This is a genomic window from Streptomyces sp. CB02980 (assembly GCF_014451325.2).
Taxonomy (GTDB): Bacteria; Actinomycetota; Actinomycetes; order Streptomycetales; family Streptomycetaceae; genus Streptomyces.
In genome coordinates, this window is record NZ_JACSCH020000002.1 from 610,418 (window position 1) to 625,030 (window position 14,613).

13 protein-coding genes are annotated in these 14,613 nt (G+C 72.0%); 6 read left to right on the top strand and 7 right to left on the bottom strand.

Going from position 1 to position 14,613, the window contains the following annotated elements:
- Position 1: 1 nt before the first annotated feature.
- The 3 genes from E0F75_RS06175 to E0F75_RS06185 are packed head-to-tail and all read right to left on the bottom strand — an operon-like array spanning position 2 to position 2,279.
- On the bottom strand, positions 2-1,066 hold the full coding sequence (locus E0F75_RS06175) for a CU044_5270 family protein (protein ID WP_187621440.1): 1,065 nt from the start codon (positions 1,064-1,066) through the stop codon (positions 2-4).
- Entirely contained in the window at positions 1,063-1,728 is a 666-nt protein-coding gene (locus E0F75_RS06180) for an RNA polymerase sigma factor (RefSeq protein ID WP_229312527.1), read from the bottom strand. Before E0F75_RS06180 ends, E0F75_RS06175 begins: the two co-directional genes overlap by 4 nt.
- On the bottom strand, positions 1,725-2,279 hold the full coding sequence (locus tag E0F75_RS06185) for an HD domain-containing protein (RefSeq protein WP_187621442.1): 555 nt from the start codon (positions 2,277-2,279) through the stop codon (positions 1,725-1,727). The genes E0F75_RS06180 and E0F75_RS06185 overlap by 4 nt, the downstream gene beginning before the upstream one ends.
- A gap of 140 nt (positions 2,280-2,419) precedes the next feature.
- On the opposite strand from E0F75_RS06185, the gene E0F75_RS06190 reads away from it, so the two are divergent.
- Positions 2,420-3,352, top strand: a complete 933-nt coding sequence (locus tag E0F75_RS06190) for an LLM class F420-dependent oxidoreductase (RefSeq protein ID WP_187621443.1) — start codon at positions 2,420-2,422, stop codon at positions 3,350-3,352.
- Positions 3,353-3,355: 3 nt separating this feature from the next.
- On the opposite strand, the gene E0F75_RS06195 is transcribed toward E0F75_RS06190, so the two are convergent.
- Positions 3,356-5,632 (bottom strand): MMPL family transporter, encoded by a 2,277-nt coding sequence (locus E0F75_RS06195; protein ID WP_187621444.1) that lies wholly within the window; start codon positions 5,630-5,632, stop codon positions 3,356-3,358.
- Positions 5,633-5,825: 193 nt separating this feature from the next.
- On the bottom strand, positions 5,826-6,530 hold the full coding sequence (locus E0F75_RS06200; RefSeq protein ID WP_187621445.1) for a DUF2470 domain-containing protein: 705 nt from the start codon (positions 6,528-6,530) through the stop codon (positions 5,826-5,828).
- 197 nt (positions 6,531-6,727) lie between these two features.
- On the opposite strand from E0F75_RS06200, the gene E0F75_RS06205 reads away from it, so the two are divergent.
- On the top strand, positions 6,728-8,047 hold the full coding sequence (locus E0F75_RS06205; RefSeq protein WP_187621446.1) for a hypothetical protein: 1,320 nt from the start codon (positions 6,728-6,730) through the stop codon (positions 8,045-8,047).
- An 86-nt stretch (positions 8,048-8,133) separates the two neighbouring features.
- Positions 8,134-8,604 (top strand): hypothetical protein, encoded by a 471-nt coding sequence (locus E0F75_RS06210; RefSeq protein WP_187621447.1) that lies wholly within the window; start codon positions 8,134-8,136, stop codon positions 8,602-8,604.
- A 117-nt stretch (positions 8,605-8,721) separates the two neighbouring features.
- Here E0F75_RS06210 and E0F75_RS06215 read toward each other — a convergent pair whose 3' ends face one another.
- Entirely contained in the window at positions 8,722-8,997 is a 276-nt protein-coding gene (locus E0F75_RS06215; RefSeq protein WP_187621448.1) for a hypothetical protein, read from the bottom strand.
- A gap of 93 nt (positions 8,998-9,090) precedes the next feature.
- On the opposite strand from E0F75_RS06215, the gene E0F75_RS06220 reads away from it, so the two are divergent.
- Genes E0F75_RS06220 through meaB form a run of 3 tightly spaced genes read left to right on the top strand, consistent with a single transcriptional unit; the run spans position 9,091 to position 14,056 of the window.
- Positions 9,091-10,902, top strand: a complete 1,812-nt coding sequence (locus E0F75_RS06220) for a methylmalonyl-CoA mutase family protein (protein ID WP_187621449.1) — start codon at positions 9,091-9,093, stop codon at positions 10,900-10,902.
- Positions 10,902-13,076, top strand: a complete 2,175-nt coding sequence (scpA, locus tag E0F75_RS06225; RefSeq protein ID WP_187621450.1) for a methylmalonyl-CoA mutase — start codon at positions 10,902-10,904, stop codon at positions 13,074-13,076. Before E0F75_RS06220 ends, scpA begins: the two co-directional genes overlap by 1 nt.
- Positions 13,073-14,056: a methylmalonyl Co-A mutase-associated GTPase MeaB gene (gene meaB, locus E0F75_RS06230; protein WP_187621451.1), complete on the top strand. Its 984-nt coding sequence runs from the start codon at positions 13,073-13,075 to the stop codon at positions 14,054-14,056. The genes scpA and meaB overlap by 4 nt, the downstream gene beginning before the upstream one ends.
- Before the next feature lie 144 nt (positions 14,057-14,200).
- Here meaB and E0F75_RS06235 read toward each other — a convergent pair whose 3' ends face one another.
- Positions 14,201-14,551, bottom strand: coding sequence for a helix-turn-helix domain-containing protein (locus E0F75_RS06235; protein WP_187621452.1), 351 nt, complete (start codon positions 14,549-14,551; stop codon positions 14,201-14,203).
- Positions 14,552-14,613: the final 62 nt, after the last annotated feature.

A 14,613-nucleotide genomic window follows, 5' to 3' on the forward strand; every position in this document is an offset into this window, starting at 1 on the left:
GCTACGGCACGACCTTGATGTCGTTCACGAAGGCCCGCACCATGATCGCGTGGGTGAAGACGACGGTCCCGGGCTTGATCAGGCCGCCCTCGCCGCCGTCACCCTCGACCTGGACCGTGCGCTCGCCCAGGAAGGTGAAGGTCTTGCTGTCGAAGATCCACTCGGTGCGCTGTCCGCTGGCCTCGTCGAGCCGCGCGACGGCGACGCCCTTGCGGCCGGCGGCGTCGGTGGCGCCGTCCACCATGACGACGCCGGGGATCTTCGCGGCGGCCCGGTAGAGGGCCGCCGTCAGCTTCGGGGTGGGCCAGCTCTCGACGAGCAGGTCCCCGATGGTGGTGAAGGCCTGCTGGTCCTTGCCGCTGCCCTGTCCCTCGGTCTCCTCGTAGATCTTCCGGAGCAGCGCGTCGGGGTCGGTGGGGAGGCTCGCGAGGTAGTCGTGCGAGGGCGCGCCGAGGTGCGGCTTCGGCACGTCGCCCTTCTCGTCGCGGCCTTCCAGGGTGATGCCCTCGGGGCCGGTGTTGCCGGGCTCGATCAGCCAGCCCTTGAGGCCGTCGGGCGACCGCCAGGACTGCCGGGTGTGCAGGGGGTCGCTGACGAGGCTGCTCTCGCCGTTGACGGTCTTCACATGGGTGTTCGCGGACCGCGTCTCGATGTAGATGTACTGGCCGGCGCGGCCATTCGGGACCTCGGCCCCGGCCGCGGCGAGCGAGATGCGGTCGAGGAGCCGGGGCGCGCCCTTGGCGTCCACGGCGCCGATGGTGGTGGTGAGGGCGGGGCCGGTGGCGCGGTCGAGGGGGTTCTGGGCATCGCCGGGGGTGAGGACGAGGACGCCGACGGCGAGCGCCCCGGCGAGTGCGGTGGCGGCGGGAAGCAGGATCGCCTTCCGCAGGAACGGGTTGCGCGGGGTACGCGCGGCGGCGGCGCTGCGGTCTTCGTGGATCTGGCTCATCAGGCGCTCCTTGTGGAACTGGTGGCGGCCCTGAGGAAGGTCGTGTTCCTCGATCGCCGGGAGGCCTCCGGTCTCGTGCCGGTTCGCCGTACGGTTCCTGGACGGGTCGGGGTTCATCGGATTCCTTCCTGCGCGGGCCGGACCGCGTTCACGCGATCACCTGTTGTCTGTCGGGTGCGGGAGGCGGGTTCCCGGTTTTCCGGGACGCGTTCGCTTCTTTCTCTGGCGAGTTCCTCCTCGGCGCCGGTACGGAGCTTGGCGCGGGCGCGGGAGAGCCGGGAGCGGACGGTGCCGACGGGGACGCGCAGGGCCTGGGCGACCTCGGTGTAGGCGAGGCCCTCCCAGAGGCAGAGGACGAGGACTTCGCGTTCGGTGCGGCGGAGGGTGCCGAGCGCCCGCAGGGTGGCCGCGATGCGGCGCCGGTCGTCGATGCGGCCCGCGACCTCGGAGGCGTGGTCGGGTACCGAGGCCTCGGCCCGTCCGGCGGCGGCGTACGCGTCGGCGGCCGCCCGGTAGCGGCGGTTGCCGCGGCAGTGGTTGCGGGAGACGTTGGTGGCGACGCCGAGCAGCCAGGGCCGGAGTGATCCCCCGTCCGGGTCCACCTTCTGCCGGAGCCGCCAGGCCTCCAGGAAGGTCGCCGCCATCACGTCCTCGGCGACCGACCAGTCGCCGGTCAGCCGGAAGGCGTGGTTGTAGACGCTCCGGGCGTAGGAGTCGAAGAGCTCGGCGAAGGCCGAGGGGTCTCCGTCCCGGACGCGTGCGCGCATGTCGTTGTTCACGTCTCTCGTCTGTCCGGCCCCCGGAGCGGGTTCCCGTGACCCGCGTCACAGCGGGAGGCGAGCTCTGCCAGGAGTTCGGGGTTGACGATGCGCAGGATGGTCGCGATGTACTCGGGGGCGGCGGCCGCCCACAGGGTCTCCCGGGCCGCGCGGTACTTGGCGGCGAGCCGTTCCCGCTGTTCGGGCGGCAGGGCGGCGGCCCGGTCCGAGCGGCTGTTGTGGGCGTTGTCGGCGATCTTCACGAGGGTGGCGTCGGGGTCCTCGGTGATCCGGCGGATCTTCTCCTCGTACGCCGTGCCGGGCGTGTTGGTCACGGCCTCGACGACGGCGACGACGCGGTCCGGGATCCCGGCGGCGCGGAGCCGCTCCGCCGTCCACGCGGTGTCCTCGATGACGTCGTGCAGCAGCCCGGCCATGGCCAGGTGCGGGCCGAGCGGTTCCAGGCCGGCGGCGACCGCCCGGACGTGCTCGACGTACGGGACACCGGTCTTGTCGGTCTGTCCGGCGTGCGCGCGGCCGGCGAGCGCGTCCACCTCGGCGAGAGTCGTCATCGCCCCATCATCCCGGGGCGCCCCCGGCCGCCCCTCGCCTCCCCCGCCCCGGCTCCTCGCCGACCCGCTCCCCGACCGTGCAACACACTGTTCACACACCGGCGGGAATCCCGTTCGCGGGCGGGCCGGTTGGCGATGGCATGACTCTCGGAGTAACGCTCGGTTCGACCTCCGTCCAGCGCACGATCGACAGCACGGTGCGGCTCGCGCGGGAGGCGCGCGACGCGGGCCTGCACTCGGCGTGGTTCGGCCAGACCTTCGCGTACGACTCGCCCTCCCTGGCCGCGATCGTGGGGCGCGAGGTACCCGGCCTCCAGGTCGGGACCTCCGCCATCCCCGTCTTCGGCCGCCATCCGCTGCTCGTCTCCAGCCAGGCGCAGACCGCCCAGGCGGCCACCGGCGGCCGCTATCACCTCGGGCTCGCCCTCGGCACCCAGCACCTGACCGAGACCGGTTTCGGCATTCCGTACCGGCGGCCCATCGGTCTGCTCAGGGAGTTCCTGACGGCGCTCCGCCCGCTGCTCGAAACGGGCAGTGCCGACTTCCACGGCGAACTGCTCACCGCGACGACGCCGTACTCGGCCGCGGTGCCGGGCGCCCGGCCGACCGTGCCGGTCCTGGTGGCCGCGATGGGTCCGCAGGCGCTGCGCGTCAGCGGTGAACTCGCCGACGGGGTCCTGCCGTTCCTGGCGGGGCCGCGCGCGCTCGCCGAGCACATCGTCCCCACCGTCAGCGCCGCCGCCGCGGCGGCCGGCCGCCCCGCGCCCCGGATCGTGGCCCTCGTCCCGGGCGTGGTCACCGCGAACGCCGAGGTGGAAGCCGTACGGGAGAAGGCGGCCGAGGCGCTCGCGCTGTACGAGCGGATTCCGTCGTACCGGCGCGCGATCGAGGCGTCCGGCGCCGCCCGGGCTGCCGAGATCGCCGTGATCGGCGACGAGGAGACGGTCGCCGCGGAGGTACGGCGCTACCGCGAGGCGGGGGCGACCGAGGTGGTGTTCACGGCGACGGAGCTGAACGGGGAGGACGACCGCGTACGCACCTGGAAGCTGCTCGGCGAACTGTCACGGGGCTGAGCCTCAGCCCTTCTTCGCGCCGGCCGCCGCCGGTTCCACCTCTCCCTCGCCCTCGGTGTCCAGGTGCGGCAGGATCCGGTCCAGCCAGCCCGGGGTCCACCAGGCGTGCTTGCCGAGCAGGGTCATCACCGCCGGTACCAGCAGCAGGCGCACCACGGTGGCGTCGATGAGGACGCTGGCCGCCAGACCGAGGCCGAGCATCTTGACCACGATGTTGTCCGAGACGATGAAGGCCGCGAAGACACTCACCATGATCAGTGCGGCACAGGTGATCACCCTGGCGGTGATCTCAAGGGCATGGGCCACACTGGCCTTCGGATCGCCGGTGCGCAGCCACGCCTCGCGGACACGGGACAGCAGGAAGATCTCGTAGTCCATGCTCAGGCCGAAGACGATGGCGAACATCATCATCGGGACGTAACTCTCGATGGGCACCTTGCCGGAGACACCGAGCGCGGGCCCGCCCCAGCCCCACTGGAAGACGGCCACGACCACGCCGTACGAGGCCGCGATGGAGAGCACGTTGAGGACGGCGGCCTTCACCGCGACGAGGAGTCCGCGGAAGACGATGAGGATGACGAGGAAGGCGAGCCCCACCACCACGGCGATGATCAGCGGGAGCCGGCTGGAGACGAGGTCGAGGAAGTCCACCTGGGCGGCCGTCGTGCCGGTGATGTAGGTCTTCGCCTCGGTGCCGGCCGCGGCCTGCGGCAGTACGTCGTCGACGAGATGGTTGGTCAGCTGGGTGGTCTTCTCGTCCTGCGGGGAGGCCACCGAGTAGGCGGTGCCGACCAGGACGTCCCCGTCCGGGGTGGCCTGGAGCGGGGTGATGTAGGCCGCGTCGGGGACTCCGGTCAGTGACTGCTTGAGCTTGTCGGCGAGGTCCGCGCGGTCCGCGGAGGGTACGGCCGTCTGGTCCACGACCACGGTCAGAGGCCCGTTCGCGCCCGGCCCGAAGGCGGTGGAGATCAGGTCGTACGCCCGCCGGTCCGTGAAGGACTTGGGGTCGGCGCCGTCGCCGATGTGGCCGAGCTGGATGAAGAGCAGCGGGAAGGCCAGGACGAGCAGCACCAGGACGCCGCCGGTCAGGAACCACCAGGGGCGCTTCTCCACCCGCTGCGCGTACCGGTGCCAGGTGCCGTGCGCCGGCGCTCCGGGCTCGGCGTCGGTCTCCGCCACGGGCTTGCGCACGTGGTAGCGGTCGATGCGCTTGCCGACGAGCCCCAGCATGGCCGGGACCAGGGTGAGCGCGGCCAGGACCGCGGTGACGACCGTGAAGGCGGCCGCGAGGCCCAGTTTGCCGATGAAACTGACGCCGGAGACCCACAGGCCCGAGAGGGCGATGATGACCGTACAGCCGGAGACCAGGACGGCGCGGCCGCTGGTGGTGGTCGCGAGGCCCGCGGATTCGGCCGGATCGTGCCCGTTCATGAGGTTCTGGCGGTGGCGGGTGATGAGGAAGAGCGCGTAGTCGATGCCGACGCCCAGGCCGATCATGGTGGCCAGCGTGGGCGAGACCGTGCCGAAGGTGAAGGCCGCCGCCATCAGGCCGAGGAGCGCGAGGCCGCAGATCGCCCCGAGGAGCGCGGTGATCAGCGGCAGGACGGCCCCGATGACGCTGCCGAAGCCGATGAGGAGGACCACGATCGCGACGGCGAAGCCGATCGCCTCGCTGGTGCGGTCGTCGGCCGCGGGCCGGGCGAGTTCGCCGAGCGGGCCGCCGTACTCGACGTCCACGCCCGCGTCGCGGAGCGGTTGGACGGCGGTGTCGACCCCGGGCAGGTAGTCGGTGCCGAGGGTGGAGGGCGGCACGCTGAAGCGCACGGTGATGTAGGCGGTCTTGCCGTCGGTGGACAGCGGGCCGGTGTTGGGGACCCCGGCCGGCAGGGCGGGCGGGGTGGTGCCCGGCGGCGGCAGGGGGTTCTGGGCGCCGATGACGTCGGGCAGTTTCTCCAGGGCGGCGACGGTCGAGTTGATGACGGACGCCTCGTCCGTGAGCGGCCCGGAGGTCCTGTTCAGGACGATCTGCGACGTGTAGCCGGCGGCCGCGGGGTCGTGCGCCTGGAGGGCGTCGAGGCCCTCCGTCGACTGCACCCCGGGGAGGTCGAAGTCGTCGGAGTACTGTCCTCCGACCGCCCTGTCGGTGATCTGGAGTCCCACCATCGCCGCCAGCCACAGCGCGATGACGACGATGAAGTGGCGGGCGCACCAGTGTCCCAGTCGGTACAGCGCACCCCTGGGAGGTGTCGGCCGGGTAGCGGCCGGGCTTCCTGCGTTCATGGCAAGGCCGTGTCCGTTTGGGAAGTCCCCGAGCGGTCCCCCGCACCGACCGTGCGCGGGTCTACCCGTCCATTGTTCGCCTGCCTCGCCCCTCCGGCATCTCGACCGGCGCGGGCGGGCGTTCGGGCAGGCCAGGAGGGGTGTGACGGGCGGGATCGGGCCCGCCGGGCCGATCAGGTCGGGTCAGGTCAGGTCAGGTCAGGAGGCTGTTCGGGTGGGAGGAGCGGCGGGCCGCGGCGAGCAGGGCGTGGATCCGCGGGCCGGCCTGGTCGATGTCGGTGACGGGGGTGGGGAAGGGCAGCCGGACGTCCTGGTGACCGGCGGGGTGTTCGAGCCGCAGGGTGATGCCGTACCGGTCGAGCGCGACGGGGAGGGCGCGGACCATGTCCCGTGCGGGGCGCGGCCGGACGAGGCGCAGCAGCAGGGGGACGAGCTCGCTGTGACCGTCGACGAGATGGGTCAGCATGGACGCCTCGCAGGAGGCCATCGGGTCGATGTCCGTCGCGTGGAGCTCCTCCAGGGTGATGTAGCTGCGGCCGTCGGGGTCCTCCAGGAGCGCCTGGCCGAACTCCATGCAGATGCTCGCCGTCGCCTCCGGCTCGTACGGGGCGGCGAGGAGTCCCGTCAGGGTGACGCGCGCCCGGAGCCGTTCGCGCACGGGGGTGGGGGCGATGTCGGTGAACTCCAGGCGCACGGGGACCCGCGCGGCCTGCCCGGTGTGGCTCTCCCCGGACGGGTCGTGGAGGTGGATGTGACCCATGGGGCCGGTCCCGTCCAGAAGGTGCACCTCCTGGTGGAGTCCGTCGGACACGACCGTCATCGAGTGCGCGGCGGCCAGGATCGATCGCACGCGCTCGGCAGGGGTGGGCCGCGTGACGCGGGTGGTGAAGGGACGCATCCGAGTTCTCCCGGGACAGGTGACGGAGACAGACCAGAGACTGCCGCTCAGGACCGTTACTTAGGTAAGCCTAAGCTAACTCATGCCGAGCCCGCTACGGAACGGCGAAATCCGGCACCGCGCGGGGCGGCTGACACCTCATGTGATGATCTCCCTTTCGCATTCCGGATCCACCGCACGCCCCAGGGGGAGAGACCATGGGAACAACGGACGCCAACGGCGTCGATCTGTCCGGCGTCACCGGCAGACTCATTCAGACGGTCGACCTGGTGAAGGGGCCCGCACCGCAGGCGATCGCCACCGACACCGTCAACGGGCACGTCTTCGTGCTCCAGGTCGAGAGCTCGGCCACGGCCCCGCAGGGCAACCTCTACCTCAACCGCATCAACCGCAGGACCGGCGCGGTCACCGGCTCGATGCAGCTGAAGGGCTTCGGTCACGGGCTCTCCATGGGCGCCGAGCCGGTGGGCGCCGACACCTACCTCTGGACCGAGGTCGGCCCGCTGCAGCTCTCCGCGGACGACGCCGCCTTCGGCAAGGCCGTCACCCGGTTCCGCTTCGTCGACGGCGATGTCCTCGACGGGGCCCTGATACCGCAGAGCCGGAAGTTCACCCCGCCCGGCAGCACGTCGAGCACCGGCCCGTCGCTCGACCCGGTGAACAACCAGCTGTGCGTCATGTACCACAAGGACGGAAAGCGGCACTTCACCCGTTACGACCCCGCCGCGGCGGCCGCCGGCTCGTGGGTTCCGGTGGGCACCACCTTCGTCATGCCGGCCGGCGAGGACGTCACCCCCGACGTGCCGACCCCCTACCCGCTGCAGAAGACCCTCGTCTCCCAGGGGTACACGGCACTGGGCGACGTCCTCTACGCCTACCAGTGGGCGCCGTACGACAAGAAGAACTTCCCCGAGATACCCGACTCGTTCCCGGGGATCGCCTTCATCACCTCGTACTCGTGGACGACCGGCGAGCGCATCGACCGGCAGGTGGTCACCAACGCCGACGGACTCACCCGGCGCGAGCCCGAGGGCATCGCCACCGAGGTCGACCCCGTGACCGGCGAGACCCGGCTGCTCTTCGGCTTCAGCAACACCGTCCCCGGCACCACCGGCTCCCGTGACGTCACCATCGGCTGGTACCCCACCAAGCCCGCGGTGGACGGCATCAAGGTGCTCGCCGACTGGGAGGACCTCGCGCTCGAAGCCGGTGTCTCCCCCGGCGCCGAGCGCCCGCGCGGACGGCTGATCGCCCTCGCCGGCACCACCTACCTCCAGCTGCGCGGCACCGTCACCTGCTCCCCCGGCCTGACCGCGGACAGCAGGATCGCGACCCTGCCGCACCGGCTGCGCGCGACGCACCTCACGCGCCAGAACGTGCCCCGCAACAACAACACCGGCCGCTGTGTGTGCCGGATCGAGACGGACGTCACCGGCGCCCTCCGCGTCTACGGCCCCACCAGCGACAACGCCATCACCTGGATCGACTTCGACGGCGTCTCCGTCGCCTGGCGATGAGCAGCCTCGTGGACAGCTCCGCGAACAGCCTCGTGAACAGCCCCGTCACCCCGCCCGCACGCCCCACCCGATCCGGAGGATCGAGCATGACCCAGCCCACCACCAGCCGCCGCTCCCTGCTCGCCGCGGCCCTCGCCGCCCCCGCCGTCGCCGTCGCGGGGCCGCTGCTCACGGCCACGCCGGCCGCCGCCGCGGACCCCGTGGACGGCTGCCAGATCGTCGTCGACTGGACGGCGATCACCGTGGACCCCGCTGTGGTGAACGAGCCCGGCGCGCCGGCCGAGGCCCGCGTGATCCGGCTCGCCGGGACGGAGTTCCTCCAGCTGCGCGGCACGGTCACCTGCGCGTTCACCGCCGACGGCCGTCTCGGCACGCTGCCCGCCACCATCCGCCCGCCCAAGCTGACCCGCGGCGTCTGCCCCCGCAACAACAGCCTGGGCATCAACGCGGTCCGCATCGAGGCCAACACGGCAGGCGCCGTCAACGTCTACGGCCCCCAGGCGACCAACAAGGTGACCTGGATCCAGCTGGACAACTTCTCCTCCGTCATGCGCTGAGGCCGATGTCACACGCTGAGGCCGGCCTCATGCGCCGAGGCCGGCCTCACGCGCCGAGGCCGGCGGGAGGCCGGTGCCGGCCCCGCTGAACCCCTCGACGGCCCGGCGACACGCCCGTCACGGCGTGTCGCCGGACCAGTCGAGGCGGCTCGGATCGCCGGGGCGCGGGTCGTACAGCGACCGGCCCCCGGCGCCGTACCGCCCCAGCTCCGTCTCCAGGGCCACACCGGCCGCCCGCTGCTCCGGCGTCCGGTCGGTGACGTCGAGCAGCAGCCCGTCGAGCGGGCCGCCGACCAGCTCGGCGTAGACGCGGCCGGGCCTCGGGCCCGGCCTGGGGTCGTCGTGGTCCTGGCCGTAGACCCGGCCTCTCAGCAGCTCCTCGTCCCTGTCCATACGCCACAGCGTCGCAGCCGCCACTGACAACGAGAAGAAGGTCACAGTCGTACGCCCTCCTGCTGCTTTGTCGATCTCCCCTAGCATCCGAGCATGACGGTCCTGCCTGACGACGGGCTCACCCTGGCGTCCGAATTTCCCGACGCGCCACACGAACAGTGGCAACACCTTGTGGCAGGCGTCCTGCGCAAGTCCGGCAAAGAGGTGTCCGGCGACGCCGCCGAGGACGCCCTCTCCACCCTTCTGGAGGACGGCCTCGACGTCCGTCCGCTCTACACGGCGCGCGAGACCGCGCCCGACGCCGGACTCCCCGGCTTCGCGCCCTTCGTGCGCGGTGGCCGCGCCGAGGGCAACACCCTGGGCGGCTGGGACGTGCGCCAGCGGCACCTCGCCGCCGACAACGACGCGGTCCTCGCGGACCTGGAGAACGGCGTCACCTCCCTCTGGCTCGGCGCCGGCGGCACCGGCATCCCGGTCTCCTCGCTCGCCAAGGTCCTCGACGGCGTCTACCTCGACCTGGCGCCGGTCGTCCTCGACGCGGGCGACGAGACCGCGGCGGCCGCCGAGATCCTGCTCGGTCTCTACGAGGAGCGGGGCGTCGCCGACGACGCGGCCCGCGGCAACCTCGGCGCGGACCCGCTCGGCCACGAGGCCCGCACCGGCCGCCCGGCGTACGACCTCGCGTCCGTGACCGGACTCGCGCGCCGCTGCGCCGACCGGTACCCGGGGCTGCGGGCCCTGACCGTGGACGCCCTCCCGTACCACGAGGCCGGCGGCTCGGCCGCGCAGGAGCTCGGCTGCTCCCTCGCGACCGGCGTGGCCTATCTGCGGGGTCTGACCGGGGCCGGACTGAGCGTCGCCGAAGCGTGCGCACAGCTGGAGTTCCGGTACGCGGCGACCGCCGACCAGTTCCTGACCATCGCCAAGCTCCGCGCGGCGCGCCGGCTCTGGGCCCGGGTGGCCGAGGTGTGCGGCGCCCCGGACGCGGGCGCGCAGCGCCAGCACGTCGTGACCTCGACGGTGATGATGACGCGCCGCGACCCGTGGGTGAACATGCTGCGCACCACGGTGGCCACGCTCGCCGCCGGAGTGGGCGGCGCCGACAGCGTCACCGTGCTCCCCTTCGACGACGCCCTCGGCCTGCCGGACGCGTTCGCGCGGCGCATCGCCCGCAACACCTCCACCGTCCTCATCGAGGAGTCGCACCTCTCCCGGGTCGTCGACCCGGCGGGCGGCTCCTGGTACGTGGAGCGGCTCACCGACGAACTCGCGCACGCCGCCTGGGAGTTCTTCCAGGTCATCGAGCGGGCGGGCGGCCAGGAGGCCGCGCTGCGGTCCGGGACGGTCGGCGAGCGCCTCGCCGAGACCTGGTCCGCGCGCAGCAGGAAGCTCGCCACCCGCCGCGAACCCATCACCGGCGTCAGCGAGTTCCCCCACCTCACGGAGAAGCCCGTCGAGCGGGCGCCCGCTCCCGCACAGCCGACCGGCGGCCTTCCCCGGGTCCGCCGCGACGAGGCGTACGAGGCACTGCGCGCCCGCTCGGACGCGCACCTCGCGGCCACCGGCGCCCGGCCCCGGGTCTATCTGGCCGCGCTCGGCCCGGCGGTCGCGCACTCGGCCCGCCTCTCCTTCGCCGCGAACCTCTTCCAGGCGGGCGGCATCGAGCCGGTCACCGAGGGCACGTTCGAGGAGAGCGGCGCCCGCGAGGTCTGCCTCTGCTCCAGCGACGCGCTGTACGCGGAACAGGCCGGGACCGTGGCCGCGGAGCTGCGCGCGGCGGGCGCCGAGCACGTCCTCCTCGCCGGTCGCCCGGCGGACCACCCCGGTGTCGACTCGTACCTCTTCGCGGGCTGTGACGCCGTCGCCCTGCTCTCCACCGCCCTCGACCGCATGGGAGTGTCCTGATGTCCATCCCCGATTTCTCCGGGATCGAGCTCGGGGCGCCGACCGCCGACGGCGGTCCCGACGCGTGGCGCGCGGCCGTCAAGAAGGCCACGGGCGGGGACGACCTGCTCTGGGAGACCCCGGAGGGCATCGGCGTCAAGCCGCTGTACACCGGGCAGGACCTGGAGGGCCTGGACTTCCTGGACACCCGTCCGGGCATGGCCCCGTACCTGCGCGGCCCGTACCCGACGATGTACGTCAACCAGCCCTGGACGATCCGGCAGTACGCGGGCTTCTCCACGGCCGAGGAGTCGAACGCCTTCTACCGGCGCAACCTCGCGGCCGGCCAGAAGGGCCTGTCGGTCGCCTTCGACCTGCCGACCCACCGCGGCTACGACAGCGACCATCCGCGCGTCACCGGTGACGTCGGCATGGCCGGCGTGGCCATCGACTCGATCTACGACATGCGCCAGCTGTTCGACGGCATCCCGCTGGACAGGATGACGGTGTCGATGACGATGAACGGCGCCGTGCTGCCGGTCCTCGCGCTGTACATCGTGGCGGCCGAGGAGCAGGGCGTACCGCCCGAGAAGCTGGCCGGGACCATCCAGAACGACATCCTCAAGGAGTTCATGGTCCGCAACACGTACATCTATCCGCCCGGGCCGTCGATGCGGATCATCTCCGACATCTTCGCGTACACCTCGCAGCGGATGCCGCGCTACAACTCCATCTCCATCTCCGGCTATCACATCCAGGAAGCGGGTGCGACGGCCGACCTGGAGCTGGCGTACACGCTCGCCGACGGTGTGGAGTACATCCGCGCGGGCCGTGAGGCCGGGCTCGACGTGGACGCGTTCGCGCCGCGCCTGTCGTTCTTCTGGGCGATCGGCATGAACTTCTTCATGGAGATCGCGAAGCTGCGGGCGGCGCGGCTCCTGTGGGCCAAGCTGGTCAAGCAGTTCGACCCGCAGAACGCCAAGTCCCTTTCCCTGCGGACCCATTCGCAGACCTCGGGCTGGTCGCTCACCGCGCAGGACGTGTTCAACAACGTCACGCGCACCTGCGTCGAGGCGATGGCGGCCACCCAGGGCCACACCCAGTCGCTGCACACCAACGCCCTCGACGAGGCGCTCGCCCTGCCGACCGACTTCTCCGCCCGGATCGCCCGCAACACCCAGCTGCTGATCCAGCAGGAGTCGGGCACCTGCCGGACCATCGACCCGTGGGGCGGCAGCGCGTACGTCGAGAAGCTCACCCACGACCTCGCGCGGCGCGCCTGGAAGCACATCCAGGAGGTCGAGCAGGCCGGCGGCATGGCGAAGGCCATCGACGCGGGCATCCCCAAGCTGCGCGTGGAGGAGGCCGCGGCCCGTACCCAGGCCCGGATCGACTCCGGACGGCAGCCGGTGATCGGCGTCAACAAGTACCGGGTCGCGACCGACGAGCAGATCGACGTCCTGAAGGTCGACAACTCCTCCGTGCGCGCCCAGCAGATCGCCAAGCTGAAGCGGCTGCGCGAGGAGCGCGACGAGCAGGCCTGCCAGGACGCGCTCGCCGCACTCACCCGGGCCGCGGGCGGCGAGGGCAACCTCCTCGAACTCGCGGTGAACGCGGCCCGCGCGATGGCGACCGTCGGCGAGATCTCCGACGCCCTGGAGAAGGTCTACGGACGGCACGCCGGCCAGATCCGTACGATCTCCGGTGTGTACCGCAACGAAGCCGGCGCGTCCCCCTCCGTGGACCGCACCCGGGCCCTGGTGGACGCCTTCGGCGAGGCCGAGGGCCGTCGGCCGCGCATCCTGGTCGCCAAGATGGGCCAGGACGGCCACGACCGCGGCCAGAAGGTCATCGCCACCGCCTTCGCCGACCTGGGCTTCGACGTGGACGTCGGCCCGCTGTTCCAGACCCCGGCCGAGGTGGCACGTCAGGCCGTCGAGGCGGACGTGCACATCGTCGGGGTCTCGTCGCTCGCCGCCGGACACCTCACGCTCGTACCGGCGCTGCGGGAGGAACTGGCGGCGGAGGGCCGCGAGGACATCATGATCGTGGTCGGCGGGGTGATTCCTCCGCAGGACGTGGCGACGCTCCTGGAGATGGGCGCGGCCGCCGTGTTCCCGCCCGGCACCGTGATCCCCGACGCGGCCCACGACCTGGTGACGCGTCTGGCGGCCGACCTCGGACACGAGCGGTGATCGATCTCGACACGTATGTCCGGGGCGTACGGGAGGGGAAGCGGGCGCTGGTCGCCCGCGCGATCACCCTCGTCGAGTCGACCCGCCCGCAGCACCGGGCACTCGCCCAGGACCTCCTGACGGAACTCCTTCCGCACAGCGGGAACGCGGTGCGGATCGGGATCAGCGGAGTGCCCGGTGTCGGCAAGTCGACGTTCATCGACGCGTTCGGCACGATGCTGACCGGGCTCGGCCACCGGGTCGCGGTGCTCGCCGTCGACCCGTCGTCGACCCGTACCGGCGGCTCCATCCTCGGCGACAAGACGCGGATGGAGCGGCTGGCCGTCGACCCGGCGGCCTTCGTACGGCCCTCCCCCAGCGCCGGCACCCTCGGCGGGGTCGCCAAGGCGACCCGGGAGTCCATGGTCGTGATGGAGGCCGCGGGCTACGACGTGGTGCTCGTCGAGACCGTGGGCGTCGGCCAGTCCGAGACCGCCGTCGCCAACATGGTCGACTCGTTCCTGCTGCTCACCCTGGCCCGCACGGGCGACCAGCTCCAGGGCATCAAGAAGGGCGTCCTGGAACTCGCCGACGTGGTCACCGTCAACAAGGCGGACGGCCCGCACGAGCGGGACGCGCGCGCCGCGGCCCGTGAACTCGCGGGCGCGCTGCGGCTGATGCACGGCGCGGACTCCTTCTGGACGCCGCCGGTGCTCAGTTGCAGTGCCCGGGAGTCGGCGGGCCTCGACGAGGTCTGGGGGCGGCTCGAACAGCACCGCGCCCTGCTGGACTCGACCGGCCGGCTCACGGCCAAGCGTCACGACCAGCAGGTCGACTGGACCTGGACCATGGTCCAGGACGAGCTCCTCCGCCGCCTCCACACGGACCCGGCGGTCCAGGACCTCGCGCCCGCCCTGGAGCAGCGGGTGCGCGCGGGCGAGCTGACGGCGACGCTGGCCGCCGAGCAGATCCTGGACGCGTTCGGGGAGCGGAACGGCTGACGCGTGACCTTTCAGGGGGCCTTCCTTTCGGGAAGGCCCCCTTTCGCGTGCTCCCCCGCATACCCACTTTTTTGTACGTACTTGTCGGGGGTGCGGGCGCCGGGCGAAGCTGAGAGCGGCCCGGAGGAAGGAGAGAGCAGGGCCTCAGGAAGCGACGGGCGTGGTCGCGAGCCTTTCCAGGCGACGGTGGCCCCAGTCGGACAACGGGGCGAGCGCCCCGCAGAGTTCATGTCCGAAGCCGGTCAACGAGTAGACGGTCTTCGGCGGCAGGACGTCGTGCACCTCGCGGTGCACGAGGCCGTCCTCCTCCAGCTCGCGCAAGGCCTGGGTCAGCACCTTCTCGCTGATCTCGGGGATCTTCCGGCGCAGTTCGCCGGGGCGGTGCGGGCCGGACTCGAGCAGCCACAGCAGGTACGTCTTCCACTTGCCCTCGATGACCACGATCGCGGCACTCACTCCGCACATGTTCGAGTCCTGGGCCCTGGCGCGTGCCATCCGCGTCCTTCTCCTTCTTCCGGGATGTCCTTCTCTTCACTGTCTCCACATGTCTACAAGGG